Annotated in this window: 21 protein-coding genes; 5 read left to right on the plus strand and 16 right to left on the minus strand. The window is 73.1% G+C overall.

Annotation, left to right across the window (positions count from 1 at the left end; translation table 11 throughout):
• Nucleotides 1–1,337: glutamate-1-semialdehyde 2,1-aminomutase (gene hemL, locus L615_RS23620; protein ID WP_261376813.1), on the minus strand; the 1,337-nt coding region annotated here is incomplete at its 3' end.
• A 320-nt stretch (nucleotides 1,338–1,657) separates the two neighbouring features.
• On the opposite strand from hemL, the gene L615_RS21800 reads away from it, so the two are divergent.
• The gene (locus L615_RS21800) at nucleotides 1,658–2,830 is read left to right on the plus strand and encodes a lytic murein transglycosylase (RefSeq protein WP_145726450.1); all 1,173 of its coding nucleotides are present in this window, start codon (nucleotides 1,658–1,660) and stop codon (nucleotides 2,828–2,830) included.
• 462 nt (nucleotides 2,831–3,292) lie between these two features.
• Here the strand turns inward: L615_RS21800 and hemB are convergent, their stop codons facing one another.
• The 11 genes from hemB to L615_RS21855 form a co-directional block, all read right to left on the minus strand.
• Complete coding sequence (hemB, locus tag L615_RS21805; protein WP_145726451.1) at nucleotides 3,293–4,282, minus strand: porphobilinogen synthase; 990 nt, start codon at nucleotides 4,280–4,282, stop codon at nucleotides 3,293–3,295.
• Nucleotides 4,283–4,625: 343 nt separating this feature from the next.
• Complete coding sequence (locus L615_RS21810; protein WP_028655595.1) at nucleotides 4,626–6,287, minus strand: uroporphyrinogen-III synthase; 1,662 nt, start codon at nucleotides 6,285–6,287, stop codon at nucleotides 4,626–4,628.
• Nucleotides 6,284–7,300: a hydroxymethylbilane synthase gene (gene hemC, locus L615_RS21815; protein WP_145726485.1), complete on the minus strand. Its 1,017-nt coding sequence runs from the start codon at nucleotides 7,298–7,300 to the stop codon at nucleotides 6,284–6,286. The genes L615_RS21810 and hemC overlap by 4 nt, the downstream gene beginning before the upstream one ends.
• A 2-nt stretch (nucleotides 7,301–7,302) precedes the next feature.
• Nucleotides 7,303–8,610 carry a glutamyl-tRNA reductase gene (locus tag L615_RS21820; protein WP_145726452.1) on the minus strand — a complete coding sequence of 436 codons (1,308 nt, stop codon included), beginning with the start codon at nucleotides 8,608–8,610 and terminating at the stop codon, nucleotides 7,303–7,305.
• Nucleotides 8,607–9,314, minus strand: coding sequence for a redox-sensing transcriptional repressor Rex (locus L615_RS21825; protein ID WP_051485743.1), 708 nt, complete (start codon nucleotides 9,312–9,314; stop codon nucleotides 8,607–8,609). The genes L615_RS21820 and L615_RS21825 overlap by 4 nt, the downstream gene beginning before the upstream one ends.
• A gap of 188 nt (nucleotides 9,315–9,502) precedes the next feature.
• A complete protein-coding gene (locus L615_RS23625; protein WP_261376819.1) occupies nucleotides 9,503–9,946 on the minus strand; it encodes a GtrA family protein in 444 nt (147 codons plus the stop codon).
• Nucleotides 9,943–10,980: a glycosyltransferase family 2 protein gene (locus L615_RS21835; RefSeq protein WP_145726454.1), complete on the minus strand. Its 1,038-nt coding sequence runs from the start codon at nucleotides 10,978–10,980 to the stop codon at nucleotides 9,943–9,945. Before L615_RS21835 ends, L615_RS23625 begins: the two co-directional genes overlap by 4 nt.
• A gap of 23 nt (nucleotides 10,981–11,003) precedes the next feature.
• Entirely contained in the window at nucleotides 11,004–12,518 is a 1,515-nt protein-coding gene (locus L615_RS21840; protein WP_145726455.1) for a hypothetical protein, read from the minus strand.
• Entirely contained in the window at nucleotides 12,506–13,081 is a 576-nt protein-coding gene (locus L615_RS21845; protein WP_145726456.1) for a hypothetical protein, read from the minus strand. Before L615_RS21845 ends, L615_RS21840 begins: the two co-directional genes overlap by 13 nt.
• Before the next feature lie 25 nt (nucleotides 13,082–13,106).
• Entirely contained in the window at nucleotides 13,107–13,379 is a 273-nt protein-coding gene (locus tag L615_RS21850) for a glutaredoxin family protein (RefSeq protein ID WP_028655591.1), read from the minus strand.
• Nucleotides 13,376–14,989, minus strand: coding sequence for a class I adenylate-forming enzyme family protein (locus L615_RS21855; protein WP_145726457.1), 1,614 nt, complete (start codon nucleotides 14,987–14,989; stop codon nucleotides 13,376–13,378). Before L615_RS21855 ends, L615_RS21850 begins: the two co-directional genes overlap by 4 nt.
• A 61-nt stretch (nucleotides 14,990–15,050) precedes the next feature.
• On the opposite strand from L615_RS21855, the gene L615_RS21860 reads away from it, so the two are divergent.
• The 3 genes from L615_RS21860 (at nucleotide 15,051) to L615_RS21870 (ending at nucleotide 18,148) form a co-directional block, all read left to right on the plus strand.
• Nucleotides 15,051–15,932, plus strand: coding sequence for an HAD family phosphatase (locus L615_RS21860; protein WP_145726458.1), 882 nt, complete (start codon nucleotides 15,051–15,053; stop codon nucleotides 15,930–15,932).
• Nucleotides 15,933–16,080: 148 nt separating this feature from the next.
• Nucleotides 16,081–16,884, plus strand: coding sequence for a sigma-70 family RNA polymerase sigma factor (locus L615_RS21865; protein ID WP_145726459.1), 804 nt, complete (start codon nucleotides 16,081–16,083; stop codon nucleotides 16,882–16,884).
• 139 nt (nucleotides 16,885–17,023) lie between these two features.
• Complete coding sequence (locus L615_RS21870) at nucleotides 17,024–18,148, plus strand: DUF5667 domain-containing protein (protein ID WP_261376820.1); 1,125 nt, start codon at nucleotides 17,024–17,026, stop codon at nucleotides 18,146–18,148.
• A 158-nt stretch (nucleotides 18,149–18,306) separates the two neighbouring features.
• Here L615_RS21870 and L615_RS21875 read toward each other — a convergent pair whose 3' ends face one another.
• The 3 genes from L615_RS21875 to L615_RS21885 form a co-directional block, all read right to left on the minus strand.
• Nucleotides 18,307–19,554: a lysophospholipid acyltransferase family protein gene (locus L615_RS21875; RefSeq protein ID WP_145726461.1), complete on the minus strand. Its 1,248-nt coding sequence runs from the start codon at nucleotides 19,552–19,554 to the stop codon at nucleotides 18,307–18,309.
• Nucleotides 19,547–20,608, minus strand: a complete 1,062-nt coding sequence (locus L615_RS21880; RefSeq protein WP_051485740.1) for an SDR family oxidoreductase — start codon at nucleotides 20,606–20,608, stop codon at nucleotides 19,547–19,549. Before L615_RS21880 ends, L615_RS21875 begins: the two co-directional genes overlap by 8 nt.
• Nucleotides 20,609–20,679: 71 nt before the next feature.
• Nucleotides 20,680–20,781, minus strand: coding sequence for a 30S ribosomal protein bS22 (locus tag L615_RS21885; protein WP_008356322.1), 102 nt, complete (start codon nucleotides 20,779–20,781; stop codon nucleotides 20,680–20,682).
• A 228-nt stretch (nucleotides 20,782–21,009) separates the two neighbouring features.
• On the opposite strand from L615_RS21885, the gene L615_RS24515 reads away from it, so the two are divergent.
• Complete coding sequence (locus L615_RS24515) at nucleotides 21,010–21,138, plus strand: hypothetical protein (protein ID WP_261376816.1); 129 nt, start codon at nucleotides 21,010–21,012, stop codon at nucleotides 21,136–21,138.
• A gap of 322 nt (nucleotides 21,139–21,460) precedes the next feature.
• On the opposite strand, the gene L615_RS21890 is transcribed toward L615_RS24515, so the two are convergent.
• Nucleotides 21,461–21,676 carry a helix-turn-helix domain-containing protein gene (locus L615_RS21890; protein WP_028655585.1) on the minus strand — a complete coding sequence of 72 codons (216 nt, stop codon included), beginning with the start codon at nucleotides 21,674–21,676 and terminating at the stop codon, nucleotides 21,461–21,463.
• Nucleotides 21,677–21,824: the final 148 nt, after the last annotated feature.

Below are 21,824 nucleotides of genomic sequence, written 5' to 3' on the forward strand. Positions count from 1 at the left end.
CTCGGCGACACGGTCGGCCATCGCGCGGCCGCGGCGCGGGCGGCCGCCGGCAGGGCGTCGAGGACCTGCTGGACGGCCCGGTCGTCGTGCGAGGCCGAGACGAACCACGCCTCGTAGGCCGACGGCGGCAGGTGCACGCCCTGGTCGAGCATGGAGTGGAAGAGCGCGGCGTACGCCGGCACGTCGGTGCGCTGCGCCTCCGCGTAGCTCGTCACCGGCTCCTCGGTGAGGAAGACCGAGAACATCGAGCCGGTCGACTGGATGACGTGCGGGAGGCCGGCGGCGGTGAACGTCTCGGTGACGCCGGCGCGCAGGGCGTCGGCGACCTCGTCGAGGCGGGCGTAGACCTCGTCGGTCGCCGCGGTGAGCGTGGCGAGGCCGGCGGCGGTGGCGACGGGGTTCCCGGACAGGGTGCCGGCCTGGTAGACCGGCCCCTCCGGCGCGAGGTGGCTCATGACGTCGGCGCGGCCGCCGAAGGCCGCGGCGGGCAGGCCGCCACCCATCACCTTGCCGAAGGTCATCAGGTCCGGCGCCCAGCCCTCGACGGCGCCGTCGGTGCCCCACTGGCCGCTGCGCGAGACGCGGAAGCCGGTCATCACCTCGTCGCTGATGAACAGCGCCCCGTGGGCGCGGCAGGTCTCGGCGAGGAACTGGTTGAAGCCGGGCGCCGGCGGGACCACGCCCATGTTGCCGGGGGCGGCCTCGGTGATCAGGCAGGCGATCCGGTCGCCGTGCTCGGCGAAGGCCGCCGTCACCGCGTCGCGGTCGTTGTAGGGCAGCACCAGGGTGAGCTCGGTGGAGCTGGCCGGGACGCCGGGGGTGCCGGGGATGGAGAAGGTGGTCAGCCCGGAGCCGGCCGAGGCGAGCAGCGAGTCGACGTGGCCGTGGTAGCAGCCGGCGAACTTCACGACGACGTCGCGGCCGGTGAAGCCACGGGCGAGCCGGATCGCCGACATCGTCGCCTCGGTGCCGGAGGAGACCAGGCGCAACCGCTCGACGGGGGTGCGCTCGACGATCGCCTCGACGAGGGCGACCTCGCCCTCCGTGGGCGTGCCGTACGACGTACCGCGGGCCACCGCGGCCTGCACGGCCTCGAGCACGGCCGGGTGGCCGTGGCCCAGGAGCATCGGCCCCCAGGAGCAGATCAGGTCGACGTAGGTGTTGCCGTCGACGTCGGTCAGCCAGGGGCCGGAGGCGGAGCGGATGAAGCGCGGGGTGCCGCCGACGGCGTTGAACGCACGCACCGGCGAGTTGACCCCGCCCGGGGTCACCGCTCGGGCCCGGGCGAAGAGGTCGTCGGAGCCGCTGGTCACGCCGGTGGTCTCGAGATCGGGCACCGAAGCATTGTCACCGATCGACCCTGACCGGCCGACATCGCCGTCGCTTCCTGAGAGCCGCCTGAACGCGCGGGCCCGCGCGGGGGTGGCACCGGATCCGGTGTCGCCGTGTCGCGGACACCTACCACACCGCCCGCATTGTGGGCTGGATCATGTGACACCCGTAACCCCGCTGTGTCACGATTCGTTGACCAGGTGTCGCGCCCGTCTCGACGGTCCCACCGTGGGTCGGTCGGAGCGGCCGGCGTACAGGTGGGGGCTTAGAGGGAGCGGCCCACGCGAGAAGGCCACCGGTGGTGGCCAGGGGAGAGAGACGGTACATGTCGAGGAAGCGTCTGGGACGGCTGCAGCGCGCCGCCACCATCATTCCGCTCGCTCTGCTGTCGGCAGCGTGGACGGCCTCCGTCGCCGGCATCGGCGGCGTGACGGCCCCGGTCGTCGCGGCCCCGAGCCCGGGCCAGGTCACCGACGGCACCTCGGTGCCCGAGGAGTCCATCGAGGACCCGGCGAGCCTGTCCGACCCCGCTGAGGTGGAGGGCCTCAACGGCGGCAACGCGGCGGGCATCGTCAACGCGGCGTCGACCAACGCGATCCCCGCGGCCGCCCTGGCGGCGTACCAGCGGGCCGAGACGGTCATCAACTCCGCCGACAAGACCTGCAACATCACCTGGCAGCTGATCGCCGCGATCGGCCGCGTGGAGTCCGACCACGGCCGCTTCGGCGGCAACGTCCTCAACGACGACGGCGTGGCGACCCCCGGCATCTACGGCATCCCGCTGAACGGCAAGAACGGCACGAAGGCGATCTCGGACACCGACGCCGGCGTCTACGACAACGACACCCAGTGGGACCGCGCCGTCGGCCCGATGCAGTTCATCCCGTCGACCTGGCAGGTCGTGGGCGTGGACGCCGACGACGACGCCTCCCGCAACCCGCAGGACATCGACGACGCTGCGCTCGCCGCCGCCGTCTACCTCTGCTCCGGCGACGGCGACCTCTCCACGGTCGCCGGCCAGCGCGCGGCCGTCTTCCGCTACAACCACAGCGACGCGTACGTCGACCTGGTCCTGCGGATCATGAACGCCTACCTCGAGGGTGACTTCACCTCGGTCCCGAACAACACGACCGCCGCTGGCTACGTCGTGCCCGAGCCGCCGAGCTTCAACGTCGACGGCCCGAAGACCACCAAGGGCCGCAAGGGCAACAGCTCGACCGGCGGCTCCACGGGCGGCTCGAACGGCGGCTCCGCCGGCGGCAGCAGCACCGGCGGCGGCAAGCTGCCCGAGCCGATCCAGAAGGGCGCCGAGGCCGTCAAGGAGACGGTCGAGACGATCGACGAGGGCGTCGGCACGGTGACCTCGAACCTGATCGCCGGCCTGCTCGGCCCGCTCACCAAGGCGGAGGCCCGCAGCGAGTGCCAGGCCGCCTACCCGAAGCTGACGCAGAGCCTGCAGCTGCTCAACTGCCTGCTCAGCTACGGACTCGGCAAGTAGCGCAGACCGACCCGCAAGAGCCCCGGCCCACCCCCCAGGCCGGGGCTCTTGTCATTTCCCGCCGCGACTCCCACGGCTTGCCGCCGGGCGGCGGCAGGACCGACGCACGACAGGCGACACGCTCGGGCAGCCAGCACTGCGGATCGCTCCTGCGCCGAACCTCGACACCACCCGCACGGCTGCGCCGGACTGGGGCCACCACAGTCCGCCAGAGAAGGCCCGGCGGTTTCGAGGCTCGGCCGCGGGCGGCCTCGCACCTCAACCACCGGGAGCAACGCCCGCCCGCCTACCTCCGCCTCGCCGCCAGGCGGAGGCAGGCCCTACGCAAGACAACCGCGGCGCGGCAGCGTGGCGCCCGCGCCGCAGGCGCGTCGAGGRCAAGTGCGGGCCGAGCCTGCGAGCGCCCGCGCGCAGGCCTCGACAGGCGACACGCTCGCGCAGTTCAGTGCAGTTCAGTGCAGTTCAGCCCAGCAGGCCGGCGGCTTCCGTGGCCCAGTAGGTGAGGATCACGTCCGCGCCGGCGCGGTTGATCGCGGTGAGGGTCTCGAGGATGGCGGCCTCGCGGTCGATCCAGCCGTTGGCGGCGGCCTCGACCATGGCGTACTCCCCCGAGATGTTGTACGCCGCCGTCGGCACGCCGAGCTCGCCGGCGGCGTCGGCGACGCGGCGCAGCACGTCGAGGTAGGCCAGGGCGGGCTTGACCATGACGATGTCGGCACCCTCCTCGATGTCGAGGAGCACCTCACGGATGCTCTCGCGGCCGTTGCGGGCGTCCTGCTGGTAGGTGCGCCGGTCGCCCTCGAGCGAGCTGTCGACGGCCTCGCGGAAGGGACCGAAGAAGGCGGAGGCGTACTTCGCGGAGTAGGCGAGGATGCCCACGTCGGTGAAGCCGGCCGCGTCGAGCGCGTCGCGCACGACGGCGACCTGGCCGTCCATCATCCCGCTGGGGCCGACCATGTGGACGCCGGCCTGCGCCTGCACGACCGCCATGTCGGCGTACCGGGCCAGGGTGGCGTCGTTGTCGACGGTGCCCTCGGGGGTGAGCACCCCGCAGTGGCCGTGGTCGGTGAACTCGTCGAGGCACAGGTCGCCCATCACCACGAGCGCGTCGCCGACCTCGCTGACGACGTCGGCGATGGCGACGTTGAGGATGCCGTCGGGGTCGGTGGCGCCGGTGCCGTCGGCGTCCTTGGCCTGCGGGACGCCGAAGAGCATCACCCCGCGCAGGCCGGCCTCGGCGGCCTCCGTCGCGGCGCGGCGCAGCGAGTCGCGACTGTGCTGGACGACGCCCGGCATGGAGCTGATCGGCGCCGGCTCGCTCGCCCCCTCCCGCACGAACATCGGGAGCACCAGCTGCGCCGGGCGCAGGGTGGTCTCGGCGACCAGGTCCCGCATCGCGGGGGTGGTGCGCAGGCGGCGCGGGCGGACGACGGGACGGGCGAGGTCGGTCACCCGTCCATCCTAGGAGCGCCCGCCACGCCGTCCCCACCGGACGGTCGAGGCGTCACTCGTGGCGGGTTGAAGGGTCACTTCGGGCTCGTCGAGACGTCAGTTGTGGCCCGTTGAGTGGTCACTTCTGGCCCGTCGAGACGTCACGGCCGGCGTACGCGCGGGACGCGACCACTCGACGTGCCCCAACTGACCATTCGACGGGCCACAGCTGACGTCTCGACGCGCCACAACTGACGTCTCGACGCGCCAGGAGTGACGTCCCGACGGGGTCGCTGGGGAGAACGGCACCGGCCCCGCCCCGGATGACGGGGGCGGGGCCGGTGGAGGACCGGGCTGGCGGGGGTCAGGCCTTCTTGCGGCGCGAGGACGGCTTGCGGTCGCTCGGCTTCGTGACCGGCTCCCCCGCCTCGATCATCGCGGCGCGGCGCTCGGCACCGAAGCCGGCGAGGGCCTCGACGAGCAGGTCGACGTCCGGCTTGGGGGCCATCACGTCGACGCGCAGGCCGTGCTCCTCGGCGGTCTTCGCCGTGGCGGGCCCGATGACGGCGATGACCGTCGACGGGTGCGGCTTGCCGGCGATGCCGACGAGGTTGCGCACGGTCGAGGACGACGTGAAGACGACGGCGTCGAACTTGCCGGTCTTGATCGCGTCGCGGGTCGGCGCCGGCGGCGGGGCGGCCCGGACGGTGCGGTACGCCGTGACGTCGTCGCACTCCCAGCCGAGGTCGATCAGGCCGGCGACGAGGTTCTCGGTCGCGATGTCGGCACGCGGCAGGAAGACCCGGTTGATCGGGTCAAGCTGCTCGTCGTACTCGGGCCAGTCCTCGAGGAGGCCGGCGGCGGACTGTTCGCCGGAGGGCACCAGGTCGGCGCGCAGGCCCCAGTTCGCGATCGCCTCGGCGGTCTTGTCGCCGACCGCGGCGATCTTGAGGCCGGAGAAGGCACGGGCGTCGAGGCCGTACTCCTCGAACTTCTCCCGGACCGCCTTGACGGCGTTGACCGAGGTGAACGCGATCCACTCGTAGCGGCCCTCGACGAGGCCGCGGACGGCCTTGTCCATCTGCTGCGGGTTGCGCGGCGGCTCGACCGAGATGGTCGGGACCTCCTCCGGCACGCCGCCGAACTCGCGGATGCGCTGCGAGAGCGAGGCGGACTGCTCCTTGGTGCGAGGCACCAGGACGCGCCAGCCGAACAGCGGCTTGGTCTCGAACCACGACAGCTTCTCGCGCAGGTCGACGACCGAGCCGATGACCGTGATGGCCGGCGGCGCGATCCGGGCGGCGCGGGCGTCCGCGGCGATCCGCTCGAGGGTCGAGGTGACCGTCTGCTGCTCGGTGGTGGTGCCGACGCGGGTCATCGCGACCGGGGTCTCCGGCTTGCGGCCGATCGCGATCAGCTGCTTGGCGATGTCGCCGATCTGGCCGACCGCCGAGAGCAGGACGAGGGTCGGGGAGTCGGCGTAGCGGCTCCAGTCGACCTTGTCGCCGCAGGTCACCACGGCCACCTCGCGGTGGTCCTTGGTGGTCAGCGGGATGCCGGCGTACGCCGGGACCGCACCGATCGACGAGACGCCGGGGACGACCTCGAAGGCGATGCCGGCCTTGGCGACGGCCTGCGCCTCCTCGGGGCCCGAGGCGTAGAGGAACGGGTCGCCGCCGAGGAGGCGCACGACGCGCAGGCCGCGCTTGGCCTGCTTCAGCACCACCTTCGCGCGGGCGGCGTGGGTCAGCGGCTGGCCGTCCTCGCCGAAGCCGCCGTCGACGACCTCGAGCTCGTCGGTGGTGTCCTCGCCGACGGTCGCGGCCCGGGCGCGTACGACGCGGACCAGGTCGGCGTGGGCGGGGTCCTCGGTGACGACGACGTCGGCGTCCTCGATGAGCTTGACCGCACGCACCGTCAGCAGGTCCGGGTCACCGGGGCCGGTGCCGACGAAGGCAACACCGCCGGGCTTGGCCTGGGGGGCGGGAGTCGGGGCAGCCGACTTGGCTGTCGTGGCTCGCGTCATGCGTTGTGCACCTCTGCAGGTCGTGCGGATGGGGGGACTTGGTCTCCGTGGGGTGGCGGGCCGGGTGGTCCGACCAGGTCGCCGGCGCCGTCCTCGAGCATCTCGGCGGCGACGGACGCACCCAGCGCGGCCGCGGCCGCCGGCCAGCCGGCGGGTTCGGCGCCGAGCGGGGCCGACCCGGACCGACGCACCGACAGGGCGCCGTCGGGCGAGAGGATCACCGCCCGCAGCCAGATCTCGGGGCCGTCGTCGCCCTCGGCCAGCTCGGCCAGGGCTCCGATCGGGGCGGCGCAGCCACCCTCGAGGTGGGCCATCAGGGTGCGCTCGGCGCTGATCGCGGCCCGGGTGGCCGGGTCGTCGAGCTGCGCGAGCAGCGCGATCGTCTCGGCGTCGTCGCTGCGGCACTCCACCGCGAGCGCGCCCTGGCCGGGGGCCGGGAGCACCTGGAGCGGGTCGAGCACCTCGGTCGCCTCGTCGGCGCGGCCGAGGCGGGCCAGGCCGGCACGCGCGAGGACGACCGCGTCGAGCTCGCCGGAGCGGACCTTGCCGATGCGGGTGTCGACGTTGCCGCGCAGGCCGCTGATCTCCAGGCCGAGGCCGAGCGCCTCGAGCTGCGCGACCCGGCGCGGCGAGCCGGTGCCGACGCGGCTGCCGACGGGCAGCTCGCCGAGGGTGAGGCCGTCACGGGCGACGATCACGTCGCGCGGGTCCTGGCGCGGGGGTACGGCGACGAGGGTGATCCCCTCCTCGGCGTACGTCGGCAGGTCCTTCAGCGAGTGCACAGCCACGTCGACCTCGCCGGCCAGCAGCGCGTCACGCAGGGCGCTGACGAACACGCCGGTCGACGGGGCGCCGGCGAGCGGGGTGTTCTCGGCCTGGCTGCGGTCGCCGTCGGTGGTGATCTCCACCAGCGGCGTCTCGATGCCGGCGAGCTCGCGCAGGGCGTCGGCGACGTGCCCGGACTGGGTGGTGGCCAGCGCGCTGCGACGGGTGCCGATGCGCAGGGAGGTGATGGTCACGAGCCTGCCTCCTCGACGCCGATCGGGCGGGTCACGGCGTCGACGGCCTCGGGGTCGAGCGCGAAGAGCTCGGCGAGCGCGGCGGCGTAGGACACCGCGCCCTGCTCGTTCGCGAGCTCCTTGACGCGCACGGTGGGCTCGTGGAGCAACTTGTCGGCGACGCGGCGCACCGCGTGGCGGATCTCGTTGCGGGTGGTCTCGTCGAGGTCCGGCAGGCGGCTCTCGAGGCGGCTCATCTCGGCGTCGACGACGTTGGTCGCCATCGAGCGGAGCGCGACCACGGTCGGGGTGACGCTGGCCTGGCGGCGGGCGGCGAGGAAGGCGGTGACCTCCTCGCCGAGGATGCGGCGGACCTCGAGGACCTCGCGGCCGGTCACCCCGCCCTGGAGGAGCTCGGCGAGCTCGGCCAGGCCGACCAGGGAGACGCCCGGCAGGTCGCGCACGTCGCGGTCGATGTCGTGCGGCAGCGCGAGGTCGATCAGCCCGAGCGGCCGGTCGCTGCCCACCCGGGCGGCGGCCAGTTGCGGGACGTCGATGACGGTGCCGGCCGAGCCGGTGCAGGAGATGACGACGTCGGCGCGCGCGAGCTCGGCACCGAGCTGCCCCAGCGGGGCGGCGTGGCCGTCGTACTGCGCGGCGAGGCGCTCGGCGCGGTCGGCGGAGCGGTTGACGACGGTGAGCCGGCCGGCGCCGAGGCGGCGCACGGTCGCGGTGGCCAGCCCGGCCATCGCGCCGGCACCGACGACGACGACGTCCTTGCCGGCGACGTCGCCGACGACCTTCGCGGTCTCCTCGAGGGCGGCGGTGACCAGCGTCGGGGCGACCTGGTCGATGCCGGTCTCGGCGCGGGTGCGCTTGCCGACGCGCAGCGCCTGCTGGAAGAGGGAGTTGAGTGCGGGCCCGACGGTGCCGAGCTCCTGGCCGCGGCGCAGCGCCTCACGGGTCTGGCCGAGGATCTGGCCCTCGCCGACGGCCATGGAGTCGAGGCCCGCGGCGACCTGGAAGAGGTGCGAGATCGCGCCGTCGTCGTAGTGGACGTAGAGGTGCGGGAGCATCGCCTCGGTCGACTCGCCGGCGCGGTCGACCAGGAGCCGGGAGATCTGCTCGATGCTGCCGTGGAAGCGCTCGACCTCGGTGTAGACCTCGAGGCGGTTGCAGGTCGCGATGACGGTCGCCTCGGAGACGTGCTCGAAGGAGGCGGCGTCGGCCATCAGCTTGTGGATGCCGTCCTCGTCGAGGGCGACGCGCTCGAGCAGCGACATCGGCGCGGAGTTGTGGGAGATGCCCACCACCAGGACGCTCATGCGGCACCTCCGTCGGTGGCAGCGGCCGCTGCTGCGGCGCCCTGCGTGGCCCCACCGGCCTTGCGCTGCTCGTGGTAGGCGAGGATCTGCAGCTCGATCGACAGGTCGACCTTGCGCACGTCCACGCCCTCGGGCACGGTCAGCACGGCCGGGGCGAAGTTGAGGATGCTGGTGATGCCCATCGCGACCATGCGGTCGGCGACGTCCTGGGCGGCGAACGCCGGCGTGGCGATGACGCCGATGGCGACGTCGTGGGTGCGGACGATCTCCTCGAGGTCGTCGAAGGGCTGCACCTCCACCCCCGCGACGGTCTGCCCGATCAGGGCCGGGTCGGCGTCGAGCAGCGCGACGACCCGGAAGCCGCGGCTGCGGAAGCCGGAGTAGTTGGCGAGCGCGTGGCCGAGGTTTCCGATGCCGACGATGACGACCGGCCAGTCCTGGGTGACGCCGATCTCGCGGGCGATCTGGTAGCGCAGGTAGTCGACGTCGTACCCGACGCCGCGGGTGCCGTAGCTGCCGAGGTAGGACAGGTCCTTGCGCAGCTTGGCGCTGTTGACCCCGGCTGCGGACGCGAGGTCCTCGCTCGAGCAGGTGCGGATGCCGTTGTCGGCCAGCGCCGTCAGCGCCCGCAGGTAGACAGGCAGGCGGGCGACGGTGGCCTCCGGGATCACCCGGGTGGCGTCAGTCGAACTCCGTGCGGTCACAGCTCCACTTTCCAGCCGCGCCGACCTGTCCCATGGGGCGCGACTCGTTCACTGTAGGAGTTTGTGAACGTGAGAACAAAATTGGAGAAATCGGCCGGAATGTGCCCATCCTGTGCCCTCGGCGCCGCCGTGGCGCGGGCCACGCACCGCGGCACCTGAGAGGGCTCTCAGCAGAACGTTGCCGCAGGTCAGCGTGCCACAGGCTGCTCGCGGTGCTCCACCGGCCAGACCACGAAGCGGTAGGCGAGGAAGTTCAGCACCAGGCAGCAGGCGATCGCCGCCAGCTTGGCCCCCGCGATCCGCACGTCGGCGGCCCCGAGCCCGGCCGCGGCGACCTCCGGTCCCTGCTCGAGCAGCCACAGCCAGCCGTGGATCAGCAGCGGCTGCGCCACCCACATCACCGCGCCGGTGGTCGCGACGAACAGGGCGGCGTGGCGCAGGGTGAGCCGGTCGGCGCGGAAGGTGAACAGCCCGTTGACCACGAAGCTGAAGACCATGCCGGCGGTGCTCGAGACCAGGTTGGCGAGGGTGATGCCGAGGTGGTCGTGAAGCAGGAAGAACAGGGCCGCGTCGATGGCGGTGTTGCACACGCCGACGGCGGCGAACCGGACCGCCGCCCCGCGACCACTCAGGGCTTCGCCCCGGGGTCGAGGACACCCATGTCGCGGTGCCGGCGCGGGTCGGTGCGCGCGTCGCCCGCGTCGCGGGCGACCATCGCGACCGTGTAGAGCGGCCGGTCCTGGGCCTCGACGTAGACCCGCCCGAGGTAGCTGCCGATCACCCCCATCATCACCAGCTGGATCCCGCTGAGCATGAACATGCCGACGCCGAGGAACGCCCACCCGGGCACCGAGTCCTCGGGGCGGAACAGCCGGACGAAGAGGACGTAGCAGGCCAGCAGCACGCTGAAGAGCGAGATCGCGTAGCCGATGCGCGAGATCAGCTTCAGCGGCGTCGTGGAGAAGCCGATGATGCCGCTCGCCGCGAAGCCGATCATCTTGCGCAGCGGGTAGCCGGTGCGCCCGGCGTACCGCTCGTCGCGGTCGAAGAGCAGCGCCTCCTGCCGGAAGCCGACGTGGGCGACGATGCCGCGCAGGAAGCGGTCGTGCTCGCGGTAGCGGGCGACCTCGGCGACGACGCGGGCGTCCATCAACCGGAAGTCGCCGACGTTGCGCGGGATCTCGATCGAGGCCAGCCGGTCGAGCACCCAGTAGAAGCCCCACGCGGTGGCCCGCTTGAACGCCGTGTCCTTGCGGGTACGACGCTGGGCGTAGACGACCTCGACACCCTCCTCCCAGCGGTCGATCATCTCGAGGCTGACCAGCGGCGGGTCCTGGAGGTCGGTGTCCATGACGACCACGGCGTCGGCGTCGCGGGCCTCGGCGACCAGGTCCAGGCCGGCGGTGACGGCCAGCTGGTGGCCGAAGTTGCGGGAGAACTGGACGACGGTGACCCGGGGGTCCTGCGCACGCAGCTCGACGAGCCGCTCCAGCGAGGCGTCGCGGCTGCCGTCGTCGACGTACACGAACTCGAAGTCGAGGTCCGGGCGCTTGTCGGTGGCTTCCACGAGCGCGGCGTGGAACACCTCGATGTTGTCCTCCTCGTTGTAGACGGGGAGGACGTAGGCGATCCGGCGGGGGCCGGTCGAGTCGTCACGGTCGCGCATGCCGCCTGAGCCTAGTGACCCCTTCACGGGACCACGACGGCAAGGAGGAGCGCGAGGGCCACCACAGCAACCGCGACCGTCAGCAGGCGCTGGATGCGCCCGAGCCAGGTCTCCACCGCCGCGTCGCGGTCGGTGACCACCCCGGTGGCCGGGGCGGCGAGCCGTCCGGTGCGCACCAGCCACTCCACCACGAGGGAGGCCGCGGCCAGGCCCCACAACGGTGCGGCGGTGGTCCAGTACCGCCCGCCCGCGACGTGGAAGAAGGGCTGGAGCAGCAGGCCGCCGATGCAGAGCTTGACCACGACGTCGAGGAGCCGGGCCTCCAGGCTGCGTCGTACGACGGTGAACAGCGAGACCGCGACCAGCAGCAGCACCGGGAAGTAGACCAGCCAGGTCGTGCCCATCACCGTCCACGCCCCGGCGGTCTCGGCGACGTTGCGCTCGGCCGGGGTGGAGACGTGGTCGACGAAGACGGCCGGCTGCAGCGAGTAGGCCGCCAGGTAGAGGGCGACGTCCTCGAGGTAGCTGTCGAGCGTGACGTCGCGGCGCGCGTACGACGACATCTCGCCGAGCACCTCGACCTCGTTCGTGCCGGTCGCGCGGGCGACCTCACGGGCGTAGCGCACCGGCTTGAACCACTCCGGGCTGTCCGGGTCGCACCGGCCGAAGCAGAGCTGGTGCGGGTCGCCGAAGGAGTTGCCGCGCGAGGTGGCCAGGGTCGTCGTGGTCACCACCCGGGCGTCGAGGACGTGGGACGCGTAGAGCGCCCACGGGGCGAGCAGGACGAGGAAGACCGCTCCCCCGGCGGCGCCCGCCCCGACCGCGCGCCAGCGCTCGCGTCCGCGCAGGAGCACCAGCGCCCCGGCCAGGGCCACGGCGCCGAGGCCGACCAGGAGAACCGACGTGCTGGCGCGCAGGTAGAGCGTCGCGATCGCGAGCAGCCCGAGCACGACCCCGTCGCGCAGGGTGGGCGCGGCACCGTGCCGCAGGCCGCGGCCGAGCTCGAACAGCCGCAGGGCCAGCAGCGCGAGCACCGAGCCGGCCGCGAGGTCGCCCCAGGCGCCGAAGCCGAAGAACGCGTACATCGGCACCAGCCCGGGGAACGCGGCGTAGGCGACCGCCCAGCGGTGGCCGAGCACCCGGACCAGGCTGCGCACGACCGCGACGTGCAGCGCGATCGTCATCAGGGCGCACCAGCCGCGGACCAGGGCGGGCCCGGCGTCGGGGAAGACGACGTAGACCGGCGCCATGAGGATCGACATGCCGGGCATGAACCAGCCGGACGCGACGACGTTGCAGTCGAGCTCGGCCGTGTCGGGGGACGTGAACGCGAAGAGGTCGCGCACCGCGTTGGACAGGGCCATCGCGCCGTTGGCGTAGGCCTGCTCGTCGCCGTACGGCGGCGCCGACACCACGAGCGGGAACATCGCGACCTTGAGCAGCACGTGCCCGGCGACCAGCCAGCCGAGGAGCACGGGGGCGGGCGGCAAGCGGTCCGGCCACCGCCCGGTCCAGCCGGGCGCGCTCACCACGGCCACCACGACGCCTCCACCCACCGCTTGGTCGCGGAGCGGTCCTGGCAGACCGGGTCGTCGGGTCGGGCGACCGCGACGACCGGGAGGTCGAGCACGAACTCCCCGCGGACCAGGTCTCCCTCGCCGGTGCCGGGCAACGGGGTGACAGTGATGGTCACCCGTTCACCGCCGCGGCGCAGGGTCCGGCTGCCGTCCCCTCCCCCGGCGTCCGCTCCCCCGGTGTCCGGCGCCTCGGTGAAGCCGACCTCCTCGAAGGCGGCGACCAGCCGGGCCTCGGCCTCGTCCCGGCCGACGAGGTCGTACTGGCCCTGCAGGCGGCGACGGGCGCCGTCCCGGGTGCTCACGTCCTTGTCACGCCGCACCTGGTGGGGCAGGTCGAGCCGCGCGTCGCCGGGCAGCGGGTAGCAGCCGGTCAGCAGCGTGTCCGGCGTCATCGGCGGCCGGTAGTTGCCGGTCGGCTCCGCGCGCCCGAACGAGTGGCTCAGCAGGAGCAGCGCCAGGACGACCAGCGTCCCGACCACGACGGCGGCCCGGCGCGACCGGGGAGCGACGGCGGGGGCGGGCACGCTGGGCGACGATACCGAGCGCGGGTCAGCGGCCGGCGCCGCCGGTGAGGGCGCGGCGCAGCCGGTCGGGGCTGACCCGCCAGAAGTCGTGCTGCTTGCCGTCGACGAAGGTCACCGGGATCTCGTGGGCGAAGCGGTCCCCCAGCTCGGGGTCGTCGTCGATGGAGACCTCGACGTAGCTCTCCCCGAGCTCGGCGCAGACCGCCTCGATCACCGCGCGGGCGTCGTCGCAGAGGTGGCAGCCGGGGCGGCCGTAGAGGGTCACCCGCGGCGCGGTCGGGCTCGGTCCGGTGCTCACGACTCGAGTATGCCCAGTGCCTTGCGGCGCTCGTAGCCGCGGAGCATCCCCTTGCGGACCTTGCCCGTGACGGTGCGCGGCAAGGTGGCGACGACCTCGACCCGGCTCGGCCGCTTGTACGGCGCCAGCCGCTCCTGTGCGGCGGCGCGGACCGCGTCGACGAGCTGGTCCTCGCCGGTCCCGTCGCCGGGCACGACGTAGGCGACGACGGCCTCGCCGGTCTGCTCGTCGGGCGCGCCGAGGACGGCGACCTGCCGGACGCCGTCGACCTCGCCGAGCACGGCCTCCACCTCGGTCGGGTAGACGTTGAAGCCGGAGACGATCACCAGCTCCTTGACCCGGTCGACGAGGAAGAGGTCGCCGTCGGCGTCGAGGAAGCCCACGTCGCCGGTCGACCACCAGCCGTCCGCGTCGGGCCCGTCGGCGCCGTCGGGCCAGTAGCCGCTGAACAGGTTGGCCCCGCGGACCTGGATCTCGCCCGCGTCGTCGGCCTCGGTGCCCTCCAGCGGCCGGCCCTCGTCGTCGACGAGGCGCACGTCGATGCCCGGCAGCGCGGCGCCGACCGAGCCCGGCTTCGCGCCGGTGGAGAGCAGGGTGGTGGTGACGACGGGCGCGGCCTCGGTGAGCCCGTAGCCCTGGTGGACCGGCACGCCGGCGAGCTCGCTGAACTGCTCGACGACCTCGGCGGACAGCGGCGCGGACCCCGACAGGATCATCCGCACCGGACCCATCCGCTCGGCGAGCGCCTCGACGCCCTGCCACGCGGCGAACACCGGCGGCGCGACCGGGACGACGCTGCACGCCTCGTCCTCGATCAGGTCGAGGGTGCCCTCGGGGTCGAACCGGTCGGCCAGGACGAGCTTGGCGCGGTGGCGGACCACGCCGCCGAGCACGGCGCCGAGGCCGTAGACGTGGAAGAGCGGCAGCACGCCGAGCACGACGTCGTCGGAGCGGATCATCGCCGGCTCGACCGCGGCGACCTGGTCGACGTTGGCCAGCAGCGCGCGGTGGGTCAGCATCGCGGCGCGGGGCAGCCCGGAGGTGCCGCTGGTGTAGAGGAGCACGGCCAGCTTCTCGGGGTCCGGGAGCGGCGGGACCGGGCGCGGCTCGACGGCCCGCAGGTCGTCGTACGACACCTCGCCGTCGGCCGGCTCGGCGCCGACGAGGACCAGCCGGGGCAGCGGGCGACCCTCGTCGCCGGCGGCGGCCGCGACCTCGGTGCGGGCGAGCGCCTCGCGGGCCCGGTCGGCGGCGTCGGCGTCGGCGTCGACCACGAGCATCCGGGCGCCGGAGTCGACGAGCATCCCGGCGATCTCTACCGCGGTCGAGAGGGGGTTGACCGGCACGGCGACCGCCTGCGTGCGCAGCACGCCGAGGTAGGTGGTGACGAACTCGATGCGGTTGCCCATCGCGATCATCACCCGGTGGCCGGCGAGCACGCCGGCGGCGCCGAGGCCGGACGCGACGCGGCCGACCTCCTCGTCGAGCTCGGCCCAGGTCAGCCCGCGGCCACCGGCCTCGACGACGGCAAGCCGGTCGGGGGCGTCCTCGGCCGCGGCCTGGACCAGCGCGGCCACGTCGGGAGCTGTCGCGGCGTCGCTCAGGGACATGCCCGCGATCCTACGGCCGATCCGGCACCCAGCCGAGGACTGTGATCTCTAGAGTGATCACATGGGATCGTCGGCCGACCGGCCTCGCCGCCTGAACCTCCAGCAGCGCTCGAAGCTCGCCGGTGAGGCGGCTGCCGCGGAGGTCGAGACCGCGCTCGCCCAGCCGGCGGACCCGAACGCCGCGGCGTTCTTCGACGTCGACAACACCGTCATGCAGGGTGCGAGCATCTTCCACCTCGCCCGCGGGCTCTACCGTCGCGACTTCTTCACCACCCGCGACCTGCTCGGCGCCGCGTGGAAGCAGGCCTACTTCCGCGTCGTCGGCGTCGAGGACCCCGAGCACGTCGCCGAGGCCCGCAACTCGGCGCTCGCCTTCATCGCCGGGCACACGGTGCAGGAGCTGGAGGAGATCGGCGAGGAGATCTTCGACGAGGCGATGGCGCACCGGATCTGGCCGGGGACCCGCGCACTGGCCCAGATGCACCTCGACCAGGGCCAGCGGGTGTGGCTGGTGACGGCGGCGCCGATCGAGATCGCGAGCCTGATCGCCCGGCGGCTGGGCCTGACCGGCGCCCTGGGCACGGTGGCCGAGCACGTCGACGGCGTCTACACCGGGCGGCTGGTGGGCGACATGCTGCACGGCCCGGCGAAGGCGGTCGCGGTGCGGGCGCTCGCCGAGCGGGAGGGGCTCGACCTGTCGGCCTGCTCCGCCTACAGCGACTCCTACAACGACCTGCCCATGCTCGGCCTCGTCGGGGACCCGTGCGCGATCAACCCGGACCCGAAGCTGCGCGCGCACGCCCGTGCCCACGGCTGGCGGATCCGTGACTACCGCACCGGGCGCAAGGCGGCCCGGGCCGGGCTCGTGGTCGGCTCCGCCGCGACCGGGGCGGCCCTGGCCGGAACGCTCGTGCGGCGCCAGATCCGGCGTCACGGCGGTTGACCCGCACCCCCGGATGACTACCGTGGGGATGGCCCGGAAGGACTAGTCGCGACCGGGAATCGCGACCGGTCGGTTCTCGGGTTCCGGTACCACTGCGCGAGGATCCACCGTAGGATCGCGACCGGGGGTAACAGGGAGGGGACCGGGTATGTCCTGGGATCGGAGCGACGTCGCGCGCGGGCTGGATGCCCTGCGCGCCGCAGTCGTCGCTGCGCTCACCCTCGAGCCGGCCCTCGCCGTGGCCGCCGGTCCTGCGGGTGCTGCGGGCGCGAGCCCGGTCCGTCGTACCGGCGGCTGGCTGCTCAGCGAGGCCCACGCGGAGACCGAGGACGGCTTCGAGCGCGGCYCCGGCAGCGGCTACAACGACTCCACCCTCGCCACCTCCTCGGAGGACTCCCCCGAGGAGCGCGAGCGGCTGATCGGCCTGGTCGAGCTGGCCCGCGGCGGCGACGCCGAGGCGTTCGGCCTGCTCTACGACCACTACCAGCCGTCGGTCTACCGCTTCCTCTACTACCGGACCCGCTCGGTCGTGGTGGCCGAGGACCTGTGCTCGGAGACCTTCTTCCGCGCGCTGCGCAACATGCCGTCCTTCCGGTGGCAGGGCAAGGACTTCGGCGCCTGGCTGATGACCATCGCGCGCAACCTGGCCACCGACCACTTCAAGGCCGGCCGCACCCGCCTCGAGCTGACCACCGAGGACATGGGTCAGCACGACGACGCGACCGAGGGCCCGGAGAACGCCGTCCTCGCCAGCCTCACCAACGAGATCCTGCTGGACGCCCTCACCAAGCTGCCGAACGAGCAGCGCGACTGCCTGATCATGCGCTTCCTGCAGGGCCTGAGCATCGCCGAGACGGCCGCCGCCCTGGGTCGCAGCGACGGCGCGATCAAGCAGCTGCAGCTGCGCGGGGTGCGAAACCTCGCCAAATTGATGCCGGAGGGGATCCGATGAGGGCCCCGCTGCACGTAGTCATTTCGGGCCATGGATCCATGGCCACTCGCACCGTAACCGCGGGCGCCGTCGGGTCGTTGGTCTGTCGTACGGAGATCGGGGCTGCCCTGGCCCCCTGGACACGAGGACGGACGTCGTGATGCGCGGGAACGGTTGGTCGCGAGGGAGCGCCGAGGAGTTCGACGCGCTCGTCTCCGGTCGCGCCGCCGACAGCGAGGCGAACGCCGAGCTGCTCGACCTCGTCGCCGCGCTCCGTGCCGTGCCGCCCGTCGAGGCCCGCCCGGAGTTCGTGTCCTCGCTGCGCTCGCAGCTCGTCGCGGCCGCCGAGCGCGCGCCCGTCGAGGCGGAGGAGAAGCTCGCCGCGCGGCTGACCCCGCGCCAGCGCCGCGGCTCCCGCGAGCGCCGCCTGGCCGCCGTCGTCGGTGGCTTCGCCGTGGTCTCCGCGACCGGCTCGATGGCGATGGCCTCGCAGAGCGCGCTGCCCGGCGACGTGCTCTACCCGGTCAAGCGTGCGATCGAGAACGCCGAGACCAACCTCCAGTCCAAGCCCGCCTCGAAGGCAGGCTCCCTGATCTCGCACGCCGAGGCCCGCCTCGCCGAGGTGCAGGAGCTCACCGCCATATCCGCCGACGCCGAGGTCATCGCTTCGACGCTCGAGGACTTCACCGCGCAGGCCCAGCAGGCCTCCGAGCTCACCCTCGAGGACTACCAGGCCACCGGCAAGGGCGAGGGCATCGCGGACCTGCGCGCGTTCGCCGCCGACAGCATGGACGTGCTCGGCGCGCTCGGCCCGGTCGTGCCCGAGGAGGTCCGGGCCCCGCTGATCACGGCCACCCAGACGGTGCGCCAGGTCGACGCGGCGGCCTGGGAGGCCTGCCCGACCTGCGCCGACGGTGGCATCACCCGCCTGCCCGACCTCGCCGCGATCGAGGAGGTCAAGGCGCTCCTCGACGTGCCGGTCATCGACCAGGCCGACATCACCGCGCCGGCCAAGGTCAAGCCGGCGAAGAAGCCCGACCCGGGCACGAAGCCGACCGACGGCACCGCCCCGACCGACGCGCCGACGACCGAGGGCCCCCTGGCCCCGGTGACCAAGAAGGTCGGCGAGGTCGTCGACGACATCACCAAGGGTGTCGGCGGCATCGGCGGCGGTGGCACCGGTGGCGGCGGCTCGACGCCGGCCCCGAGCCAGAGCGCCGAGCCCGGCGTCGTGGGCACGCTGCTCGACGGTGTCGGCGGCCTGCTCGGCGGCCTGCTCAAGTAGCCACCGCCCCACCAGCGGTACGACGACCCCCGTCCGTCGTCCGGCAACTCGTCACGCCCGTGCGGCGTCGGTCGAGCGACCTGCCGGGGACCGGCGGGCGTACCTGACCGGCGACCCCCCGCCTGGACGCGCAGGTCAGGTGGGACTGCCAGGTGGGACTACTTGAAGACGCCCTCGCGCTGCACCAGCAGCGTGTAGAGGGTCTGCTGGATGGTCTCGCGGACCTGGTCGGTCACGTTGAAGACCAGCATCGGGTCCTCGGCCGCGCCGTCGTCGTACTCGTCGGTGCGGATGGGCTCGCCGAACTCCAGCAGCCACTTCGAGGGCAGCGGGACGAGGCCGAGCGGGCCGAGCAGCGGGAAGAACGGCGTGATCGGGATGTACGGCACGCCGAGCAGCCGGGCCAGCGAGGGGATGTTGCCCACGAGGGGGTAGATCTCCTCGGCGCCGACGACCGAGAGCGGCACGATCGGGACCCCGGTGCGCAGGGCGGCGGACACGAAGCCGCCGCGGCCGAAACGCTGCAGCTTGTAGCGCTCGGAGAACGGCTTGCCGATGCCCTTGAAGCCTTCCGGCCACACGCCGACCAGCTCGCCGCCGCGCAGCATGCGCTCGGCGTCCTCGTTGCAGGCCAGGGTGGCGCCGCCCTTGCGGGCCAGCGTGCCGACGAACGGCAGCCGGAAGACCAGGTCCGCGCCGAGCGGGCGCAGGTGGCGACCGGTGTGGTCGTGGATCGACACCATCGTCATCAGCCCGTCGACCGGGATGGTGCCGGAGTGGTTGGACACCACGAGGGCGCCGCCGTCGGTCGGGATGTTCTCGACCCCGCGGACCTCGATGCGGAACCACTTCTGCGCGATCGGGCGCAGCGCGGCCATGAAGAAGCGCTGGGTGAGCTCGGCGTCGAAGCCGTACTCGTCGACGGCGTACTCGCCGCTGACGCGACGGCGCAGGAAGGCGAGGAAGTGGGCCAGCTGCGGCTCCCACTGGTCACCGAAGAGCTCGCGGGCGGCGTGCTGGAAGGCAGCCAGCCAGTCGCCGGCCGGGATGCCGGCGAGCGGGCTGAGGCCGCGCTCCTCGGTGCGCGCCGCAGCAGTGAACGGCGCGGCGGCGTCCGCGGCCGGCGTCTCGACGGCCGGGGCGGGGGCCGGCTGGTCCGCTGCCGGCTTGCGGGCCGCCGGCTTGCGCGCGGCGGGCTTCGACGCGGCGGTGCTGGCCGGCTTGCTGGCCGACTCCGACGTCTCGCTCGTGCCGGCGGGCTCCTCGGCCGGCTTGCCGGCAGCCTTGCCGTCCGGCTTGCGCGCGCCCTTGGGGGCCAGGCCCCGGGCGGCGGACGACGGGCGGGTGCCGGTGCCGCGGCCCGGGCGGCCGCGGGTTCCGATCGGGATGATCTCGGCGTCAGCCATCCTTGCCTCCGGCAACGGTGAGCTGGGCGGGACGGTCCTCGTCGACCGGCGGGAGGTGGTCGGCCAGGGCACCGAGGGCCCGGACCGCGCGGTGGCCACCGGGCGGCAGGGAGGCGCAGAACTCCTCGAACGCCTCGGCAGTCGTGTACGTCGGCTCGAAGCCGAGCTCGGTGCGCATCCGCGTGGTGTCGACACCGCGACCGTAGGTGAGGAAGGCGACCATCTCGGGCGAGAACTCAGCCATCCGCGCCGACTTCAGGAACGAGCCGATGCTGGCGAAGGCGGGCGCCGGCAGCGGCACGCTGGTGCGACCCAGCCGGCGCACGGCCTGGGTGAGCATCAGCAGCCCGTCGCCGGCGATGTTGAACGTCCCCGGGACGCCGCTGAGCACCGAGTGCCGCAGCACCCGGTAGAGGTCGCTCTCGTGCAGGAACTGCAGCCGCGGGTCAAAGCCGAGCACGGTGGGGATCACCGGCAGGCGGAAGTACGACGCCAGCGGGCTCACGACCCGCGGGCCGATCACGTTCGCGCAGCGCAGCAGGGTCACCGTGGCGTCGGGCCGGCGGCGCGCGAAGCCGCGCACGTAGCCCTCCACCTCCGCGACGTCCTTCGCGTAGCCGGTGCGCGGGGGACGCCGGGGCTCCATGTCCTCGGTGAACATCGCGGGGTCGCGGCTGCTCGCGCCGTACGCGGTCGTCGACGACTTCACGACGAGGTGGCGCACGCTCTCGGCCTTCTGGCAGGCGGCGAGGAGCTGCATCGTCCCGATGACGTTGAGCTCCTTCATCGTGCCGCGCGCGCCGGCGGAGCCGGGGGTGGCGATGACGCTCATGTGGACGACGGTGTCGACGTCCTCCCGCGCGATCACCTTGGCGATCACCGGGTTCCGGATATCAGCGCGCACGAAGGTGACGTCACCCAGGTCCCCGCGGGGAGGGATGACGTCGACGCCGATCACCCGATCGACCCCGGGGTCGTTGGCGAGCGTGCGCGCGAATGTCCGACCGAGGTCGCGAGAGACCCCGGTGACCAGGACCGTGCGGCCGGCGCCCATCCCAACTCCTCAGGACCAGGCCGGTGCGCACGCGCGCACCGGCGACGGCAGGCTGGTGTGCCCGACGAGCCTTACTTGCCGAGCTTGCGACGCTGGACGCGCGTCTTCTTCAGCAGCTTGCGGTGCTTCTTCTTCGCCATGCGCTTGCGGCGCTTCTTGATGACAGAACCCACGTGGAACCTCTCCGGAGCGCCGGACGAGGCTCGTCCGGCGGTACGTACGACGCCCCGGGCAGGTCCCGGAGCACCGGGCCAGCCTATCGGGCAGGGCACAGGCGAGGTGAATCAGCGGCTGCGGTGGGATGAAGATCGCATCACGGTGCTCGGGCACCGTTGCAGGCCGCCGACTGCCCCGCCGCCGTACGCTGGCCCCGAAGGACCGCACCGAGGAGGGATGCAGCCGTGTCGTCCGGGGCCACCTCGCCGGTCGTGGAGCCGACACCGGCCGCGACCGCCTTCGTGGACCTCCTCGACGCCGGCCGCACCGACGAGGCGACGCAGGTGCTGGACCTCTCGACCGGCCAGAAGTGACCTCTCGACCGGCCAGAAGCGACGTCTCGACCGGCCGGAAGTGACTACTCGACGGGCCGGAAGTGACTACTCAACGAGTCAGGACCGACCACTCGAGCGAGGCCCCGACCGCCGACATCGGACGCTGGCCGTGCCCGGCACAGCCCGCCGTCAGGGCCCGGAGGTTTCGAGGCTCGGCCGCGGGCGGCCTCGCACCTCAACCACCGGGAGCAGGCGACGCGCTCGCGCCACCTGCGCACGCCTTGACGCCAGGCGAACCCAGCCACCTGCCGGAGCCAACTGCGCGCGCGGCAGCGCGGCGCCCAGCGGCGACGCGCTCGCGCTATCCAGCGGAGTAGAAGGACTTGCGGAGGTACTCGTTGACGTCGTCCTCGGTGACCCGGAACGACCGGCCGACCCGCACCGCGGGCAGCTCGCCGTTGTGGACCAGTCGGTAGACGGTCATCTTGGAGACCCGCATCACCGAGGCGACCTCGGCGATCGTCAGGAACTTGGGGTCCGGTAGGGACTCGGGACGCTCGCGCGATGTAGGAGCCATGACAACCCACGCTTTCTGCGCGTCCGTCACCGCCTTCCCCAGCTGTGAACCCTGCGGACGCCTCTGCGTGAGAATAGGGCCGGATGTGACTCGTGGGGAAGAGTTTGATCAGAGAAACTTTTGAGTTGCGGCGTGTCGGCTTGACCCC

Origin of the sequence: Nocardioides sp. J9 (assembly GCF_007829375.1) — a bacterium.
Taxonomy (GTDB): domain Bacteria; phylum Actinomycetota; class Actinomycetes; order Propionibacteriales; family Nocardioidaceae; genus Nocardioides.